General features: G+C 44.3%; 17 protein-coding genes. 5 read left to right on the top strand and 12 right to left on the bottom strand.

The features are described 5' to 3' along the window. From EO130_RS15560 to EO130_RS14850, 5 genes are all read right to left on the bottom strand, one after another. On the bottom strand, positions 1 to 202 hold a 202-nt coding region (locus EO130_RS15560; protein ID WP_206513159.1), incomplete at its 3' end, for a hypothetical protein. Positions 203 to 346: 144 nt separating this feature from the next. Further along, positions 347 to 1,231 (bottom strand): ACP S-malonyltransferase, encoded by an 885-nt coding sequence (fabD, locus tag EO130_RS14865; RefSeq protein WP_127142317.1) that lies wholly within the window; start codon positions 1,229 to 1,231, stop codon positions 347 to 349. 101 nt (positions 1,232 to 1,332) lie between these two features. Further along, on the bottom strand, positions 1,333 to 1,848 hold the full coding sequence (locus EO130_RS14860) for a gamma carbonic anhydrase family protein (protein ID WP_127142316.1): 516 nt from the start codon (positions 1,846 to 1,848) through the stop codon (positions 1,333 to 1,335). Between the two features lie 60 nt (positions 1,849 to 1,908). Then, positions 1,909 to 2,640, bottom strand: coding sequence for a LytR/AlgR family response regulator transcription factor (locus EO130_RS14855; protein ID WP_127142342.1), 732 nt, complete (start codon positions 2,638 to 2,640; stop codon positions 1,909 to 1,911). Beyond that, positions 2,640 to 4,820, bottom strand: a complete 2,181-nt coding sequence (locus EO130_RS14850; protein ID WP_241244374.1) for a tetratricopeptide repeat-containing sensor histidine kinase — start codon at positions 4,818 to 4,820, stop codon at positions 2,640 to 2,642. Before EO130_RS14850 ends, EO130_RS14855 begins: the two co-directional genes overlap by 1 nt. A 234-nt stretch (positions 4,821 to 5,054) precedes the next feature. Between EO130_RS14850 and EO130_RS14845 the strand changes: the two genes are divergently transcribed. Next, on the top strand, positions 5,055 to 6,227 hold the full coding sequence (locus tag EO130_RS14845; protein WP_127142315.1) for a vWA domain-containing protein: 1,173 nt from the start codon (positions 5,055 to 5,057) through the stop codon (positions 6,225 to 6,227). Positions 6,228 to 6,322: 95 nt separating this feature from the next. Here the strand turns inward: EO130_RS14845 and EO130_RS14840 are convergent, their stop codons facing one another. Beyond that, on the bottom strand, positions 6,323 to 7,318 hold the full coding sequence (locus EO130_RS14840) for a PorP/SprF family type IX secretion system membrane protein (protein ID WP_127142314.1): 996 nt from the start codon (positions 7,316 to 7,318) through the stop codon (positions 6,323 to 6,325). A 125-nt stretch (positions 7,319 to 7,443) separates the two neighbouring features. Between EO130_RS14840 and EO130_RS14835 the strand changes: the two genes are divergently transcribed. The 4 genes from EO130_RS14835 (at position 7,444) to EO130_RS14820 (ending at position 11,697) form a co-directional block, all read left to right on the top strand. After that, complete coding sequence (locus tag EO130_RS14835; RefSeq protein ID WP_127142313.1) at positions 7,444 to 8,340, top strand: NifU family protein; 897 nt, start codon at positions 7,444 to 7,446, stop codon at positions 8,338 to 8,340. Positions 8,341 to 8,412: 72 nt separating this feature from the next. Then, positions 8,413 to 8,613, top strand: coding sequence for a dodecin family protein (locus EO130_RS14830; protein WP_127136558.1), 201 nt, complete (start codon positions 8,413 to 8,415; stop codon positions 8,611 to 8,613). A 64-nt stretch (positions 8,614 to 8,677) separates the two neighbouring features. Then, positions 8,678 to 10,780 carry a thioredoxin domain-containing protein gene (locus EO130_RS14825; RefSeq protein WP_313781490.1) on the top strand — a complete coding sequence of 701 codons (2,103 nt, stop codon included), beginning with the start codon at positions 8,678 to 8,680 and terminating at the stop codon, positions 10,778 to 10,780. A gap of 89 nt (positions 10,781 to 10,869) precedes the next feature. Beyond that, positions 10,870 to 11,697 carry a mechanosensitive ion channel family protein gene (locus EO130_RS14820; protein WP_127142312.1) on the top strand — a complete coding sequence of 276 codons (828 nt, stop codon included), beginning with the start codon at positions 10,870 to 10,872 and terminating at the stop codon, positions 11,695 to 11,697. On the opposite strand, the gene tsaB is transcribed toward EO130_RS14820, so the two are convergent. Genes tsaB through EO130_RS14790 form a run of 6 tightly spaced genes read right to left on the bottom strand, consistent with a single transcriptional unit; the run spans position 11,694 to position 18,114 of the window. Further along, positions 11,694 to 12,371 (bottom strand): tRNA (adenosine(37)-N6)-threonylcarbamoyltransferase complex dimerization subunit type 1 TsaB, encoded by a 678-nt coding sequence (gene tsaB, locus EO130_RS14815; RefSeq protein ID WP_127142311.1) that lies wholly within the window; start codon positions 12,369 to 12,371, stop codon positions 11,694 to 11,696. The genes EO130_RS14820 and tsaB overlap by 4 nt on opposite strands. Positions 12,372 to 12,387: 16 nt before the next feature. Further along, positions 12,388 to 13,728 (bottom strand): TolC family protein, encoded by a 1,341-nt coding sequence (locus EO130_RS14810; RefSeq protein ID WP_127142310.1) that lies wholly within the window; start codon positions 13,726 to 13,728, stop codon positions 12,388 to 12,390. 42 nt (positions 13,729 to 13,770) lie between these two features. Next, positions 13,771 to 14,889 carry an efflux RND transporter periplasmic adaptor subunit gene (locus EO130_RS14805; protein WP_127142309.1) on the bottom strand — a complete coding sequence of 373 codons (1,119 nt, stop codon included), beginning with the start codon at positions 14,887 to 14,889 and terminating at the stop codon, positions 13,771 to 13,773. Between the two features lie 42 nt (positions 14,890 to 14,931). Then, on the bottom strand, positions 14,932 to 16,188 hold the full coding sequence (locus EO130_RS14800) for an ABC transporter permease (protein WP_127142308.1): 1,257 nt from the start codon (positions 16,186 to 16,188) through the stop codon (positions 14,932 to 14,934). A gap of 2 nt (positions 16,189 to 16,190) precedes the next feature. Next, positions 16,191 to 17,420, bottom strand: a complete 1,230-nt coding sequence (locus EO130_RS14795; protein ID WP_127142307.1) for an ABC transporter permease — start codon at positions 17,418 to 17,420, stop codon at positions 16,191 to 16,193. Further along, a complete protein-coding gene (locus EO130_RS14790; RefSeq protein WP_127142306.1) occupies positions 17,413 to 18,114 on the bottom strand; it encodes an ABC transporter ATP-binding protein in 702 nt (233 codons plus the stop codon). The genes EO130_RS14795 and EO130_RS14790 overlap by 8 nt, the downstream gene beginning before the upstream one ends. Between the last annotated feature and the right edge of the window lie 27 nt (positions 18,115 to 18,141).

The raw sequence follows: 18,141 nt of genomic DNA, 5'->3' as shown, positions 1-18,141 counted from the left end.
CTGGCTGAGTGTCCAGAACCACCGTGAAGGTGTCAGTGGTTCCCGTCTCTGAAGTGGTGGTAACACCCCCCTCTTCAACAATAGTAAAGCTTTGTCCAAAACCGATACCATTACCGAGAAGTAAGAAAAAGAAAAATATTAAGCGACCACGACCCATAGTGGAGCATGGTAGCAATGAGGTTTTTTTAAGCAGCGATTGCATTATTTATTGCGTGCGTTTCAGTTATGTTCTTCTTGCCTGCGTGTAGTTGGTAGTTTGGGTGAATCAATATTACAAAAAAGGCGAGGAACAAGCCTCGCCTATTAGTTTAAATCTCTATTTATTCGGATGAAGTGTTTTCCAATTTTAGGAAACAGTTGCTGAACTGGTTTCGGCGTCCCTATGGATTTTTTTTACCAACCCTTGCAAAACCTTACCTGGCCCAACTTCCACAAAGGAAGTGGCCCCATCGTTCACCATTTGTTGCACGCTCTGCGTCCATTTTACAGGAGCTGTTAATTGAAGGATCAAATTCTTTTTGATTTCTTCTGCATCGGACACGGCCGTAGTGGTTACATTTTGATAAATGGGACAACTTGGCGTCTTAAACTCCGTGGATTCAATGGCTGCGGCCAATTCCTCGCGAGCAGGTTCCATCAATGGTGAGTGGAACGCTCCACCTACGGGTAACAACAATGCCCTTCTTGCACCAGCTTCCTTCATTTTTTCACAGGCTACGTTTACCGCGTCCACCTCACCGGAAATTACCAATTGCCCTGGACAGTTATAGTTGGCCGGAACCACGATGCCCTCAACCTCGGCGCATATGTTTTCCACCACCTCATCGTCCAATCCCAAAACAGCGGCCATGGTACTCGGTTGGACCTCACATGCCTTTTGCATGGCAAGCGCACGTTGCGAAACTAATTTAAGGCCATCTTCAAAATTCAAGGTGCCATTGGCCACCAGAGCGGAGAACTCGCCCAAAGAATGTCCCGCTACCATATCAGGTTGAAAGGAATCGCCCAACACCTTGCTCAAAATCACAGAATGTAAAAAAATGGCAGGCTGTGTTACCTTAGTCTGCTTCAGGTCCTCATCGCTGCCTTCGAACATGATATCCGTAATGGAAAATCCTAAGATTTCGTTCGCTCTTTCAAACAGTTCCTGTGCTTGGGAGTGGTTTTCGTAAAGGTCAAGGCCCATGCCAACGAATTGTGCTCCTTGTCCTGGAAAAATATATGCGTTCATAGTTGTCGAGTTTTTTGAGTGGGACAAAAATAGGGAATATTCTTTGATGCTTTTTTGATGATGGCGTCATTAATCGTGTTCCTGCTCATCGAAATCCATCATCATTCTTCCTTAAACCAACTCGAATATTTCACATAGTTGTTGGCTATTCGGTCAATCTCACCTTTGGAAAGTTCGGGACTGATATCCTTTATTTTCTTTGCAGGCATTCCTGCATAAATACTTCCTGCTTGCACATGGGTTCCTTGGGTCACCACAGCGCCTGCTGCGATAATGGAATTGCTTTCCACCACACAATCGTCCATGATTATGCTGCCCATACCTACCAAAACGTTATCCTTTATAGTGCACCCGTGCACAATGGCATTGTGGCCTATGGAAACGTTGTTCCCTATGGTGGTCGGGGATTTTTCGTAAGTACAATGGATTACCGCACCGTCCTGAACATTGACTTTATGGCCCATTTTGATATAGTGGACATCGCCACGGACCACCGCATTGAACCAAATACTGCATTGGTCGCCCATGGTCACGTCACCTACAATGACGGCATTTTCGGCAATAAAACAATCTTTTCCTATTTCTGGAGATTTCCCCCTAACGGGTTTTATGATCATTGATTATAAATTTTACTTTTTAACAAAGAAAGGCATCTCGACTGTGCTCGATGTGACAATTTATTGAAAATACGACAATAAATCGGCCTTTTTGGATGCCGATACCGAAAGTTCCTTGCCATTGCTAAGAACTACACTCCCGCCCTTTCCCTTCTTGTATTTCACCACTTCGGAAACATTCACCAAATAGGATTTATGGATACGGGCAAAGGAATAGGATTGTAGGGCATCCTCAAAATACTTCAAGGTCTTGCTCACCACAATTTTCTTTTTTTCCAGATAGATTTCGGTGTAGTTGTCGTCGGCCTTACAAAAATAGATGTCGGATACTTCCAGTACTTGAAAACCATCTTGTTGCGGCAAGGTTATCTTTCCTTCTGCACGAACAGGCTTTGCTTGCAGTACCTGTCCTTCCAGTGCATTTTCCTTTTCCTTGATGGCCCTTACATAGTCAACCGCCTTGATCAACTCATCAATATTGATGGGTTTCATCAAATAATAAGCGGCGTGGTGGTTCAGGGCATCCATGGCGTATTGATTATAGGCCGTTACAAAAACAGTCTCAAAGTTACGCTCGGGTATCTGGTCCAATAAGTCAAAGGCATTGCCAAAGGGCATTTCCACATCCAAAAAAACCAAATCGGGCTGATGCTTTTTAATTTGCGCCAATCCCTCCTCAATGGTACCACCTTCACCAAGCAAGGTGACCTTTTCGCAATACTTGGCCAAATAGCTCCGAAGGATTTCCCTGCTGTTGGCTTCATCTTCTACAATTACCGCTTTCAGTTCCATCATTGTTTTTTGAGTTTTAGCGACACCCGCGTCCCTGTTTGGTCCTTGTGCAAATCGGAAATGGATACCTCAACCCGATTTTTGTACATATCGTTCAAGATCTGTATTCGTTTTTTGATGTTCCCCATCCCTTTTGAATTCTGCTTTTTTTGATTGCTGGTCTTCAGCTCTGCAGACTTTTTTCTACCAATGCCGTCATCTTCGATACAGATTTCGAGCATGTCGGCGGTAATCTGCCTGACCTTAATTTTTAAAAATCCCTTCTCTTCTTTGTAGCGCAATCCATGCCAAATGGCATTCTCGATATAAGGTTGCAACAACATCGGCGGAATCTGAAATGCATCCACATCCACTTCTTGGTCTACTTCAATATCATAATCGAACTTATCGGAAAATCTGGAATGTTCCAACTTCACATACAAGCGCAACAGCTCCAATTCCTTGGCCAAGGGAATAAAATCCTCTTCGGAATTTTCCAGCACACTGCGCATCAAAACCGAGAACTCGCTCAAAAAACGATTGGCACTACGCTCATCGCTCTTGGCAATATAAGTGTTGACGGAATTCAACGCATTGAAAATAAAATGGGGGTTCATCTGTGTCCGAAGCGATTTGAGTGCCAACAGATTGTTCGCCAGTTTTTGCTGCCGATTACTACGATAATATAAAAATGCGGTTAGCGCCATCAAGGCTATACCGAAAATCAAGGAATAAATAATCCATTTTTGCCGTTTGCTGGTCTCCTCGTACAATTGTTGCTCCGTTACGGCCAGACTGTACTTGCTCTGACTGAGTTCACGTTCCTGCTCCAGACTGCTGATACGGTTCTGGGTATTGGCTATCTCCCGATTGAAACGGGCCGCCCTAGAGATTTCTTGCTCCTTCCGCACGTAAAGACTATCTACCACCGCTACATAATCCTGATAGGACTCCAAGGCCTTGGTGTAATCGCCTTTGTTCTTGTACACTTCGGACAATTTGCGCGTAGCGTCCTTTTGTACGACCAAATCATCATCCTTGTCGGCTTCCACAATACTTTTTTCGAGATAGGGAATGGCCTCGTCCAGTTTATCCTGGGCAATGTAGGCATTGGCAATTTTATAGTTGATACGTTGCGACGTGATGGTATCCCTGTTGCTGATGCCCTGACCTACCGAAGCTACACTGGACCTTGGCATCTGTTTCAGCTCATTCAGGTTACGCTTGCGGATTTGAATCTCGTCTTCATATCGGCTTTTTTGATTGTAGAAATCCGCCACCTTCTCACTCTCCTGTACAAAACGCTCTGGGGCCATTTTTTTGGATAGGTCCAAGGAATTCTGATAAAAGCCTTCTGCTTCCAGGGTCCTGTCTTCCACGGCAAAGGCATCCGCCAATTTGGAATTAAGGTCTATTTCCTTTGGGGAGATTTGATTTTTTTCCGCAATGAGCAGCCCCTGCTGATAATATTCTTGAGCCCTTTTAAGGTTCCCTAACTCCTTTTGGGCGTCGCCCAAGGTCTCAAAAAGTTCCACCCGTTGATAGGGCACCATGTTTTTCGTCTCTACCAGAGGCTCCAAAATAGAAACCGCACTTTCAAAATTACCATTTAGCACATAAGCCTTCCCTAGTAGTAATTTGGTCCGGTTGGATTCTTGGGCTTCCAAGGCATCCTTAAAATTAGTGATGGCCAGATCATACTGTTCATGGTACAAATAGATCTCACCCAAAAGCCTGAGGGAGGCTGAAAACTCCCTTTTATTTCCCGAACTACCCAAAGGCTCCATGGAACGGGCAATAAAATCGATACTTTTTTCCAAGTCGGTTTTCTTGTACACTTCCGCAGAATCCAAAAATCGCTGATGATCGGCAAGGTTGGTTGTTGCATTTGCGATTTCACGTTTTTGACGCGCTTGCTGCACAGCCCCGTCATACCCTTTTACCAAAATATCAATATCCTCGCCCGACTTTATCCGATGTCGCACCGTTTCCAGTTCAGGACCTTCCACAATGAGCATATCCCCAACGGAAGCCCTTATCCTGAACTCTCCCAACCCATTGGTCGTGGTGTAGGCACCCTTATCCGTGGAAATCTGAACCCCTTGAATGGGTACGCGGTTTTCCATCCCCTTTACGGAACCTTTGATGAGCAACTGACCTTGAGTATTGGTCACCTGGGACCAGGCTGAAAGGGTTGTCATCAACACCAATATGAATATGTGGATTTTCCGAAGCATAACTAAGGTAAACATACTGCTTCCCAAGCACTTTAAAAAATGTGTTGCTCCTGATTTTGGACCAAAAAGAGTCAAATTTTACGCGTTTACGAAACCAATTGTTCCATTCCCTCAATTAAAGGGAACGTTCGCTCATTCCCGGTTTTATTTGGGAAATGTTACGGATACATTTACCCCAACGTTAAAAATTATTGCATCATGAAACATATGAAACACATTGTAAGCTCAGCCCTTGTAGTACTCTTGACAGGAACAAGTTATGGCTGCAACCTAAAGGCCCATACCCAAGAAAACATCACCTTAACCACTGGGTATACGGAAGCACAGCCTAAGGAACAATACGTCAAAATTGCCTTGTTGCTGGACACCAGTAACAGCATGGACGGACTTATTAACCAAGCAAAGGCCCAATTGTGGGATATTGTGAACGAATTCACCCATGCCAAATGCGGCAATGATCTGCGACCATCGCTTCAGATTGCATTGTATGAGTATGGAAACGACAATCTTTCCTCTCAGGAAGGCTACATTAGGCAGGTTTTGGGGTTTAGCAAAGATTTGGATGAAATCTCTGAAAAGCTCTTCTCGTTGACCACCAACGGGGGTGAAGAATACTGCGGACAAGTTATCCATACGTCGTTGAAGCAATTGGATTGGGGCAAAAATGCCGATGACCTTAAAATGATCTTCATTGCAGGCAATGAGCCTTTTACCCAAGGTAAACTCAACTTTGAGGAGGCGGCCGCCAATGCCAAGGAAAAGGATGTCATCGTCAACACCATTTTTTGTGGCAACTACGAACAGGGCATTTCCACGATGTGGAAACAAGGAGCCATCCTTACCGGTGGGGAATATATGGCCATCGATCACAATCGCCAAGTAGTGCATATTGCCACCCCATACGATGATGTGATCATCCGATTGAACTCCAAACTGAACAACACCTATGTTTCCTACGGAGCTATGGGCAGGCAGAAAAAAGAGCTTCAATCCGTGCAGGATGCCAATGCGGCAACCCTTCAGGAGGATGTTATAGTAAAACGTGCCGTAAGCAAGAGTTCCAGATTGTACAAAAATTCCCAATGGGACTTGGTAGATGCTGCTGAAGCGGATGCGACCGTCATTTCGGAACTGGAGGATGAAGAGCTTCCAGCAGAGCTTCAAGGAAAATCCGAAAAGGAGATTAAGGCTTACATCAATCAAAAGAAGACAGAACGGGAAGACATCCAAAAACAAATTCAGGAGGTCAATGCCAAACGCGAAGCATACATTGCCAAAAATCAAAAAGAAGAAATGGGAGAGCTGGAAAATGCCATGCTATCCGCCATCAAGGCTCAGGCTTCCAAGAAAAATTACAGGTGGGACAACTAGATTGACTTGCTAACAGATTGGTATCAAATCGAGCGCAGTCGAGTTGCCTATTCAGTTCTCGACTGCGCTCGAACTGACATTAGACGATAGCTCTTCTAATTGTTGGCGGCGGGACAGTAACAATCGTAACGCTTGCCTTGATCACTCTGCCCAAAGTCGTATCCCAAGGTAATTTGATGGAATCCACCATTATCAAAGCGGATATCGCCGGATTGGTACGAATAGTTGTAAGAGAACATAAATCGGTTCACATTAACCCCTACAATCGGTGTAAACAACTGCAAGCGCTGCTCACCAAAGTTGCCATTGGTTTGAAATTGTGCACCATCAAAACTGCGGCGGTACGATAGACCCGCCCATACGGTACCAAAACTAACATCACGGTACACCTTTGCATTCAAATCCACCGTTTTTTCGCGGGTAAATTCAGTCATCTGAAACAGTATGGAAGGTTCAATTCTGGTCTTATTGCCAAAAACATAACCTACCGAAAAAAGATAGCGTCGTAAATTATCGAACTCGGCCAAGGTATATAAATCGCGGCCACTGCCCAAAACGTTCAGAATTGCGGCATGGGCATAAAACTCAAATAAGTTATACGAAACGCCAAGGTCCATATTAAAATAACTGGCCGTATTTTTTACACCAGTCACCACTGGGTCGGGAATTACCGATCTGAACTCTGTTTCGTCCAAACTGCTCAGTATCACTCCAGCACTCAAACCAAAGGATAATTGGTTGAGCGTCCTAAAATCATCGCCCAACTGCAGATGGTGTGCATAAGTGGCCTTGAATCCCGTTTGCGAGTGATAACCATTGGAATCGTTAAAAAGAATACCTCCAATACCACTGCGCTCGCCCACCCTGGAATTGATATTGAGTGTTTGCAAATTCGGAGCTTCGTCCACATTGAACCACTGTTTCCTTGCCGTAAGTCGAATCTTGGTGCCCTCGGCAATACCCGCCATGGATGGATAAACGAGATAATAGTTGTCCGCCAAATAATCGAAATATACGGGGATTCCCTCCTGTGCCCTAATGGTAGACCCAAAACAGAGGATAATTATAATTGAGGTTAAGATACGTCTCATGTGACGATTGGGGCTAAATGGTTGTTGAATACAATAAAACAATAAGATAACGGAAAGCACCGTACATTATTATAATATTTTGCTGCGCATTCCAACTATTGGTATTTTTGCATAAAAGATAACAGATGAAAGAGTTCAATATTACGGTTGTCCCCACCAACAACCCGAAGATAATCAAAATGGAAGCCAACCATTTTTTGGTGAAGGGCAACTATGAATATAAAAACATAGATGAGGCAAAAGATTCGCCTCTGGCCCAGCAGTTGTTCTATCTCCCGTTTATCAAAACGGTGTACATCGCCAGCAATTTTGTGGCCTTGGAACGATTTGACATTGTGGAGTGGGACGATGTAAAGGACGAGGTGGCCCAACAATTGGTGGAGTACCTCAATGCAGGGGAACCTATCGTAAACGAGGTGGACGTAAAGAAAAAACAACCCATCACCGTATATGCGGAGGTTACGCCAAACCCCGCCGTGATGAAATTCGTTTCCAACAAGCGTATTGTTCCCTCTACCTACGAGTTCAAAAATATTGATGATGCGAAGGACTCTCCCTTGGCCAAAGAGCTTTTCCACCTGCCCTTTGTGAAAGAGGTGTTCATGGACGAAAATTATGTGTCGGTCACCAAATACGAAGTAGCCGATTGGGAAGAAATCAATATGCAACTTCGTGAGTTCATCAGGGATTACTTGGCCGATGGCAAGGAAGTAGTGACCGCCGAGGCCATTCAAAAAAGTAGGGAAACGGTAGAACAAAAGAACACCCAGACCCCGTATGATGATACCTCACAGCAGATCATTGACATTTTGGAGGAATATGTAAAACCTGCCGTGGCCAGCGACGGTGGAAACATCCTTTTCCAATCCTACGAGGAGCAGAGCGGAACAGTGAGCGTTATCCTTCAGGGGGCATGCAGTGGTTGTCCATCATCCACTTTCACCCTCAAAAACGGTATCGAAACCATGTTGAAGAACATGATGGGTGAAAAAATCAAGGAAGTAGTGGCCCTAAACGGTTAATTTCCCTGCCTGAACTGCCATATTCCGTTCAATTTTTCCTATCTTAAAGGGAATCTAAAAAATAAACAGACCATGGCAGTTTTAAAAGTTATTGAAGTATTGGCCAACTCCAGCAAAAGCTGGGAAGATGCAACCAACAAAGCGTTGGAGCAGGCCTCCAAATCAGTCAAAAACATTCGTTCCATCTACATTAACGAGCAAAGTGCTACGGTGAAGGATGGAAAGATTGACGACTACAGGGTGAACGTAAAAATCACCTTTGAAGTTCAATAATTGCATCGAAGCAAGGAAAATGCGTCCGTTGTGGACGCATTTTTTTATGCGCAAAAATGTCCACATGATGAAAAAAGTTCTTTCCTTCATACTTGTTGGAACCACAGTAATCAGCTGTAAACCAAAATCAGAAAAAGTGAGCCACGAACATACCAATGCCCTTATTCACGAGACCAGTCCGTATTTGCTGCAACATGCGCACAATCCCGTCAATTGGGAAGCATGGCATCCCGAGGTCCTGCAAAGGGCCCAAAAAGAGGATAAATTATTATTGATAAGCATCGGTTACGCCGCTTGCCACTGGTGCCATGTTATGGAAAAAGAATGCTTTGAGGACGAGGAAGTGGCCAAGGTGATGAACGAGCACTTCATTAATATAAAAATAGACCGGGAAGAACGTCCCGATGTGGACCAAATCTATATGGATGCCATACAGATGATATCCGGTCAGGGGGGATGGCCGCTCAATATAGTGGCGCTACCTGATGGCAGACCCTTTTGGGGCGCCACCTATGTGCCAAAGGAAAATTGGATAAAGTCCTTGGAACAATTGGCAGAACTTTACAAAACGGACAAACCCAGAATTACAGGGTATGCAGCCGACCTGGCCAATGGGCTGAATGCCATCAATCTGGTGGAAACGGATACCGACAGTGAACGATATTCCCTAGAACAGCTGGACACAGCCGTACAGCATTGGACCCAATATTTTGACACCTTTTTGGGTGGGCATAAACGTGCCCCAAAATTTATGATGCCCAATAATTGGGACTTTTTGCTGCATTACGCCAGCACGGCGCAAAAGCCCGAAATCATGGAGTTTGTGGATACCACTCTGACCCGAATGGCCTATGGCGGAATTTATGACCATGTGGGCGGTGGTTTTTCCAGATATGCTGTAGATGTAAAATGGCATGTGCCCCATTTTGAAAAAATGCTGTACGACAACGGTCAGCTGTTGAGTCTATATGCCAAAGCATATGCCGCCACCAAAAACGAACTGTACAAGGAGGTGGTCATCGGAACCTTGGATTTTGTGCAAGAGGAGCTTTTGGACTCCAGTGGCGGATTCTATTCTTCGTTGGATGCAGATAGCCTAGATGAGAATGGCAATCTGGAAGAAGGCGCCTTTTATGTTTGGACCGAGGCCGAACTCATGGAACTATTGGGTAAGAATTATGACCTCTTTAAGGATTATTTCAACATCAATTCCTATGGACATTGGGAAGCGGACAACTATGTTTTGATACGGGACAAAAACGATGTTGAGATTGCAGAAAAGTACAATATCAGCCTGTCAGAATTAAAGTCCACCATAAAAGAGAGCCTTGCCGTTCTGAAAAAGGAAAGAGACAAAAGGCCCAAACCCCGTTTGGATGACAAAATCCTGACCTCATGGAACGGATTGATGCTGAAAGGACTCGTGGATGCTTATCGCTATTTGGGCGAAGAAGCCTATTTGGAGCTTGCCCTAGAAAATGCAGCGTTCCTCCAGCGGGAAATGATAAAGGATGACAATTCCCTTTTTAGAAATCACAAAGAAGGGAAAAGCAGCATCAATGCCTTTTTGGATGATTATGCAGCGGTAATAGAAGCATTTGTGTCATTGTACGAGGTGACTTTTGACGAGAAATGGCTGAATATTTCCAAACAACTCCTTGATTATACCAAAGAGCACTTTTTTGACAAAACCTCGGGCATGTTCTTTTACACTTCGGATCAAGACCAATCGCTTATCCGAAGGACCATCGAAGTGGACGATAATGTCATATCCTCCTCCAACTCCATGATGGCCATCAATCTGTTTAAGCTACATAAACTTTACCCAGATGAAGGCTACGGTGACCTGTCCGAACAAATGGTAAAGAACGTACAAAAGGACTTTGATAAAAGGGCGCAAGGTTTTTCCAACTGGCTACATCTGGTACTTTTCCAAAACCAGCGTTTTTATGAAATAGCAGTGATTGGTGAAGATTCTAAAGCCATGGGACGAGAGCTCGCCAAAGCCTACTTGCCCCAGAGCATTCTGGTTGGGTCTAAGGGTGAAGGCAATCTGGAATTGTTGAAAAACAGGGAAGTACCCGGAAAAACGCTTACCTACATCTGTATCGAAGGAGCTTGTAAACTCCCTGTGGATAGCGCAGGCAAGGCTTTGGAACAATTATAAAAGGGCATTAACATTAACAATTGTTTAAAAACCTTTTCTTTTATTTCAGTTGAATATTAACTACGTTACCATTTAAACAAAAAACCATAATGGAAGAACTAGACAATTATCAAGATTACATTGATCAGGCCATGGATTGGGCCATAAGCATTTTACCAAGTCTTATAACGGCTATCATTACCTTTTTTATAGGTCTTTGGGTCATCAAATTTTTCAATCGAATGGTCCGTCGCTTTTTTGCAAAAAAGGATTATGACGAAACCTTGGAGTCCTTTTTACAGAGTTTCATCAGCATTCTTCTAAAGGCATTGCTCTTTGTGTTGGTGATTACCCAATTGGGCGTTAAAACGTCATCCTTGGTCGCTATCGTTGGTGCCGCAGGTTTGGCTATTGGTCTGGCCTTGCAAGGTTCACTGGCCAATTTTGCGGGAGGAGTGCTCATTCTCATCTTTAAACCATTCAAGGTGGGTGATTGGATATCTGCCCAAGGTGTAGATGGTTCAGTCAAGGAAATATCTATTTTCAACACCAAACTGAGCACGTTCGGCAACCAGATTGCCATTATCCCCAACGGACAGCTGTCCAATGGAAACATCGTCAACTACAATATGGAAGATACCCGCAGGGACAAAATTGATGTGGGCATCGGTTACGGGTCCAATATTAAGGAAGCCAAAGAAATATTATTGAAAATCTGTGCGGACAACCCGAACATCAATACCGAGCCAGCACCAGAAGTTTACGTGGGTGCATTGGCCGATAGTTCGGTAAACCTTACGCTACGTTTTTGGGCCAACAACGATGTGTTCTGGCCAGCACATTTTGATGTAATCGAACAGACGAAATTCCGTTTTGACGCAGCAGGAATCGAAATTCCATTCCCGCAACGGGTTATGCACAAAGCTATGGAGGATTAATTTTTCTTCTTTTGCTGAAGTACAAAGTCCTTGAGATAGTAAGGTTCAAAATAAGCCACATCCTCAAATTGTTTCGACTTGAACTTCTCAAAAGCTATAGCGGCCATCTCCTTGGCAGATGGCACCACATCAGGTTGAAAGATAAAATTGGGGTGTTGCAAGACACCCCTACATTTTTCCGCTCCGCTGCCAACCAGATAGACCCTTTTTTCGCCAACATATTCGGCAAATGAAGCCTCATCGATAATCTCGGCGCGAGTCTCCCGTACTTCCCTGTACTGATGATCGTAAACGCAGGAATACACTTCCATTCGCCTAGCATCCAGCGCAGAAATCACCAATTCACCCGGCTCCAAATCCATTTGACAGGCTATATTTTGCAGTGTGGGGGTCGAAATCAGGGGTAGGTCCAAGGAAAAACAAAGGCCTTTGGCCGCCGATACGCCAATCCGCAACCCAGTATAGGAACCAGGCCCTTTGCTTACCGCTACGGCATCAAGGTCCGTAAACGACAAAGAAGCCTCTTTCAAGGCTTCTTTTATGAATACGTGCAATTGCTCTGAATGTGAATAGTTCACCGCGTTGTTCTCCTTTAGGACGACAATTTGGTCATCCTTGGAAATGCCCACGGAGCAATTGGTGGTCGCTGTTTCTAAATGTAATAGTATGGCCATAGCGGCCACAAAGATACTAGTTTAATGATATCGGCATACCAAAGTAGAACTCCAATATCTTCAATCGGAAGATATAATCGTACTTGCTACGGATAACATTGGCGCGCGCATCGTCCAATCGGGCTTGGGCCTGACCAAAGTCAAAAGCGTTCAAAAGTCCTACATCAAATCGGTCCTTGGAATATTGGTACGCCACTTCACGTGCCTCGAGGGTCTTCTGTGCCGCCTCGTAAGACTTAGAAAAAGTCTTTACATCAACATACGCCTGATTGATGGCTGTTTCCAGTTCCAGTTTTGTGGATTCCATTTGCAATTGGGCTCGGTCCAAATCGATTTTCGCACGTTTTACATTGTTCCGTGTGCTCCAACCATTAAAGATCGGTATGTTCAACTGCGCCCCGTACGATATACCATCGTTGATCCACAACTGGTCGATAAAACCAACGAACTCTCCAGTGATAATATCTCTGTTCTGATCGGAATACCTGGTGTTATAGTTAAAGAATGCCCCAATCGTTGGATAGTAAGCACCTTTGGCAATTTGCACGTCCTTTTCCGCAACTTCAATGTTCGCCTCAGCCAATTTGATATCATTTCTGAATTCAAGGGCTTTCGCAAAAATGGATTTTGGGGAATTGGAGAGTATGTCCGAAGGTGGAACCTCGAATGACTCATCGGCCACATCGAAGTTGTCATAATCGGTAATCTGCAGTAGCTGGGCCAAATTGATTTTGGAAATTGTAACCAAGGCCTCATTGTTGATGATTTGCTGCTCTTGACTTGCTGCCGTCGCCTCAATTTCCAACAAATCCCCTCTTGGCACCACTCCAGATTCAACCAACTCCTTGGTTCGCTTCATATCTTGTTCAGTTACCTTGTATTGTGCTTCCGAAACTTTGAGGGCCTCCTTATTGCTTATGACCTGCAAATACGCATTGGCCACGTTCAATCGAATATCGTCCTTAAGATCGTCCAAACGATATTGATTGGATATCGCGTTCAGCTTTGCTCGATTGATTCGGTTAAAGTTTCGCAAACCGTCAAATAGCGTTACCTGCGAAGTAATGTTGGCGGACGAAGAAAGTATGGTCCCGGTAACCAACTGGTTGGTCGTAGGATCCAAAATAAGACCCGTATTTCCCGAAAGATTGGTATTGGCACTTAAACTGGGCAATAAATTTCCCAATGCATCGGATTTATCAATTTGGGCATTTTCCAAATCCAGCTCAAACTGCTCAACGGTTAGGTTGTTCTCAACAGCGTACGTGACACATTCTTCCAATGTCCATTTCTTGACTTGTGCGCTTGTTGAAAAAACGGCACAAAAAAATAGTAGTATTGAAATTTTTGATTTCATTCGTTTTTTGATTTTGCTCATTATTGTTACGGTTGGCCTATCTTATTCTTCGTCAGATCGCTTCTCCAACTTGTTCCAAACTTTTATTTTGTCCTCCTCGGTGATTCCTGAAACAATCTCCACGTCGATACCGTCACTTACGCCCAACTCTAGGTCCCTGCGTTCAAATTCGTTCTCGGCCACTTGAACTTCCACATAAGGTTTCTCGGTTTCCTTATCGAACTGGAGCAATGCCTCTTTTATGGACAGTACGTCCTTCTTCTCTTCCAATACAATGGAAGCGTTGGCACTATACCCTGCCCTTACATACGAAGTACTATCACTTGGCTGTACATCAAGATCACCTTCAATCTTAAATTGAACGGCACCCTCTTCCTCAACACCCTTTGGGGCGATGAACTTTAGTTTGGCATCAAATTTTTGCTCTTCCAAGGCTCCTAAACTAATTTCCAAAGGCATCCCCACGCTCAACTTACCTACTTCGGCTTCGTCGACCTCTCCTTCGAAGATCATTTTGGACATATCCGCAATGGTAGCGATGGTTGTACCTTCGTTAAAGTTGTTACTTTGGATTACCTGGTCACCCTCTTTTACCGGAATCTCCAAAATAGTTCCGGATACGGTGGCCCTGATATCGGTGTTGGCACTCACTGAACCTCCCACAGATCCTTTTTTAATGATCTGATAATCGGCCTGGGCGTTTTTAAGCTCCTGCAAGGCTTGCTCGTAAGTCAGCTTTAAGTTGTTATAATCCTGATTGGAAATAACACCCTTATCAAAAAGGGTCTTGTTTCTGTCGTACTCCAACTTGGCGTTGTTAAGCGCCAACTCGGCATTACGCACCCTTCCGGCAGCTTGGTTCAAGGATTGTTCATTGGGAACTACCTTGATCACGGCAATAAGGTCGCCAGATTTTACCTGTACACCTTCTTCCAACAAAATCCTGTCTATAATTCCGGAAATTTGGGGTTTGATGTTGATCTCGTCCTCGGGAATCACTTTGCCGGTTACGATGACTTTATTTACAATATCCTTTCGTTCTGCTGTTTCGGTTTTATACAGCTCTACAGGAGTACTGTTCTGCTTTAAAAAGTAGACTACAGCGGCCAAAATACCTATGACCACTACCCCTATTAATCCGTACTTTACATACTTGTTCATTCTTGCTTATTTGATTTCGTTATTTAATTGTATTGATGATGATTATTCTTCCCTTAATGCATCTATGGGTTTAATTTTTACCGCACGGTTGGCAGGCAATAGACCAATGAGCACGCTCAGACCTACCATTAAAATAAATGATACGACAAACTGTGGCACACTGATCATGGGTTTCACGAACGGGAAATCATCCCCACTGCCAAACATGGCATTCAAAATGGACAATATCCCTACTGCGATGGCAAAACCGACAAGGCCTGCAAATGCGGTCAATACGATGGCCTCGACAACAATCTGGCGTTTCACGATGACCGGGGTTGCGCCCAAGGCCCTACGCACCCCAATTTCTTGGGTACGCTCTTTTACCGTAATCAAAAGGATATTACTGATGGCGATGACTCCCGCAAGTAGGGTAAAAATCCCTACGAAAAACGAGAATCCTTTGAGTACCATGGTAAACCCGGTGATGTTATTGAATATTTCGGACATATCGAAGCTGCCTATGGCACGCTCATCATCCGGATGTATATCGTACTTGGCCTTTAATATGCTTTTGATCTGGGCTTCCACGAACGGTACGGGTGTATTCTCTTCAACGGCAATGGCCATCCATCCCATGCGATCCCCAGAATTAAAAGCCTTTTGAAAGGTGCTGAACGGGATGAACACCGCGTTCTCACCATCAATATTAATATTGTTGTTGGGTTTGTAGATCCCCACTACACTAAAATATACCCCATTGATACGGATTTCCTCTCCAATGGCCTTTTCACCCTTTTCAAAAAGGAGCTTGTACGTTTCCTCTCCAATGACACAGACTTTTTTGGAGTCCTCAATATCGGTCTGGTTCAAAAATCGACCTTCCACCAATTTCTTTTTGGTAATGTTGTCGATTTCGGGATAATCGCCGTACACCGCGGAACCGCTAGTTTGACCGTTACGATATACACTTACAGTACCCCTGTGGCTAGCCAACTCAATACGTGGGGCCAGTACTTCTATTTCAGGAATCTGCCTTTTTAGGATATCGGCATCCTCAAGTTTATATCGGATTCTTCTTCCACGTTCAAATCCTTTATAAGGTTCAGAGGTGGATTGACCCCAAACAAACAAGCTGTTCGAAGCTGTTCCAGCAAAAAGTTTGTTAAACCCGTTGCTCATCCCATTGGCTGAACCCAATAACAGCACCAAGATGATCATAGCGAAGATAACCCCCAACATGGTCAAAAAGGTCCTGAACATATTCTTGCCCAGGGTATGAAAAATTTCTATCCACAAGTCTTTATCAAATAACCACATAACTATTTATCACTTAGTGCAACAATGGGTTTAACATTCGCGGCCTTCATTGCCGGCAACAAGCCAGCCAATACTCCTGCAATGATCAATATGATGGTCGCAGTGACCACCACCGAAAGGCTTACGGATGGATTGCTGAAAGCAGGTGTCTGAATCGCTGGTCCTACCGCGGCCAGAATCATCCACGCAAAAGCCAATCCCACGAAACCAGAGATGGCCGTGATGAAAACAGATTCCAACAACACCAAATTTATAATTTGACGCGGCCTGGCTCCCAGGGCCTTTCGCACCCCGATTTCCTTGGTCCGTTCCTTAATGGTAAATACCATAATGTTACCGATACCTACGATTCCAGCAACCAAGATGAGAAACCCTACACCAATACCGATACCTTTGAGTACTGCGGTAAAACTGCTGATGTTATCAAAAGCTTCAGCGTAGTTCCAAACATAAAGTCCGGCTTGGTCTTCAGGGGAAATTTTATAACGGCGTTTCATTAAGATTTCCAATCGCTCTGAAAACTCCAAGGCTTCCGAAAGGTCGTAATTTGGGTTGTACGTTAGAGCGATGGCATTGATATCGTTGGTGTTTCCGTAAATACGTTGGTACGTACTCACAGGTGCATAAATTCTTCTTTCTGCATTATCGTCTCCATCATCCGTAAAGATTCCAATGACCCTAAAGGGCAATCCATTGAATTCCACAAATTTGCCCAAAGGTTCTTCGTCTTTGAATAAATCCTCGGCCACTTTTCTTCCGATAACGGCCACCTTAGCCTTATTGACGACGTCGGCCTCATTAATATACCTTCCGGCAATAACCAGTGTTTTTTCTATAGCTTGATGATCGGGATGTGTTGCTTGGACGGAATACGACCCTGTCTCTGCTTTGTACCGTGCTGTTGCATTGGCGTAGTACCTTGCACTGATGTATTCTATGTCGTTTGGAAAGCTTTGTTTAATGTATTCCAGATCATCATTCTTGAGCTGGATGCGTCTACCGGCTTCGAAACCACCGTATGCTTTGGATGTGGTTCCTGGGCGCACAAAAATGGAGTTAGTGGCGTCGTCATTAAACTGCCCCACAAAACCATTCTGCATTCCATTTACAGATGCAAGCAGCATCACCAAAATGAAGATGGCCCATCCCACCGAAAAACCCGTTAAAAAGGTTCTCAGCTTGTTGGTCTTTAGCGTATTGAAAATTTCCTGCCAAACGTCGCGATCAAACATACTGTCCCGCTCTTACTTGTTCTACTTTTTTATCTTCCACAATTACCCCATCCTTTAAGTGCACAATGCGTTTGCACATGTGGGCAATGTCTTCTTCGTGGGTCACCACCAAAATGGTATTCCCGTCGTCGTTGATTTTTTGGATAAGGTCCATCACCTCATAGGACGTCTTACTGTCCAAAGCACCGGTAGGCTCATCCGCCAAGAGCACTTTTGGTTCAGCGGCCATGGCGCGGGCAATGGCCACCCTTTGTTTTTGACCTCCGGAAAGCTCACTGGGCAAGTGTCCTGCCCATGGCTTAAGACCTACGCGCTCCAAATATTGCATAGCCTTTTCCTGTCGCTCCTTTCTAGGTACCTTTTGGTAATACAGCGGAAGGGCAACGTTCTCCAAAGCACTCTTATAGTTGATCAGGTTAAAGGATTGGAAAATAAAGCCCAAGAATTTGTTTCGGTATTGGGCCGCTTTGGTCTCACTCAGGTTTTTGATTGGCACGCCATCCAGGGTGTACTCCCCCGAATCGGCTCCATCCAACATTCCCAAAATATTCAACAAAGTGGATTTTCCTGATCCCGAAGATCCCATAATGGCCACAAGTTCACCTTCCTCTACTTTAAAATTGATACCCTTTAAAACATGAAGGGAATTGCTTCCCATTTTATAAGATTTATGAAGATCTTTGATTTCTATCATGATTGATGATGTTAGCTATCTTACGTT

The sequence above is a fragment of the Flagellimonas marinaquae genome, assembly GCF_003992675.1.
In the GTDB taxonomy this organism is placed as follows: Bacteria; Bacteroidota; Bacteroidia; order Flavobacteriales; family Flavobacteriaceae; genus Flagellimonas; species Flagellimonas marinaquae.
The sequence above is the reverse complement of the archived record's forward strand: the minus strand, read 5'-3'. Positions and strand labels throughout refer to the sequence as shown.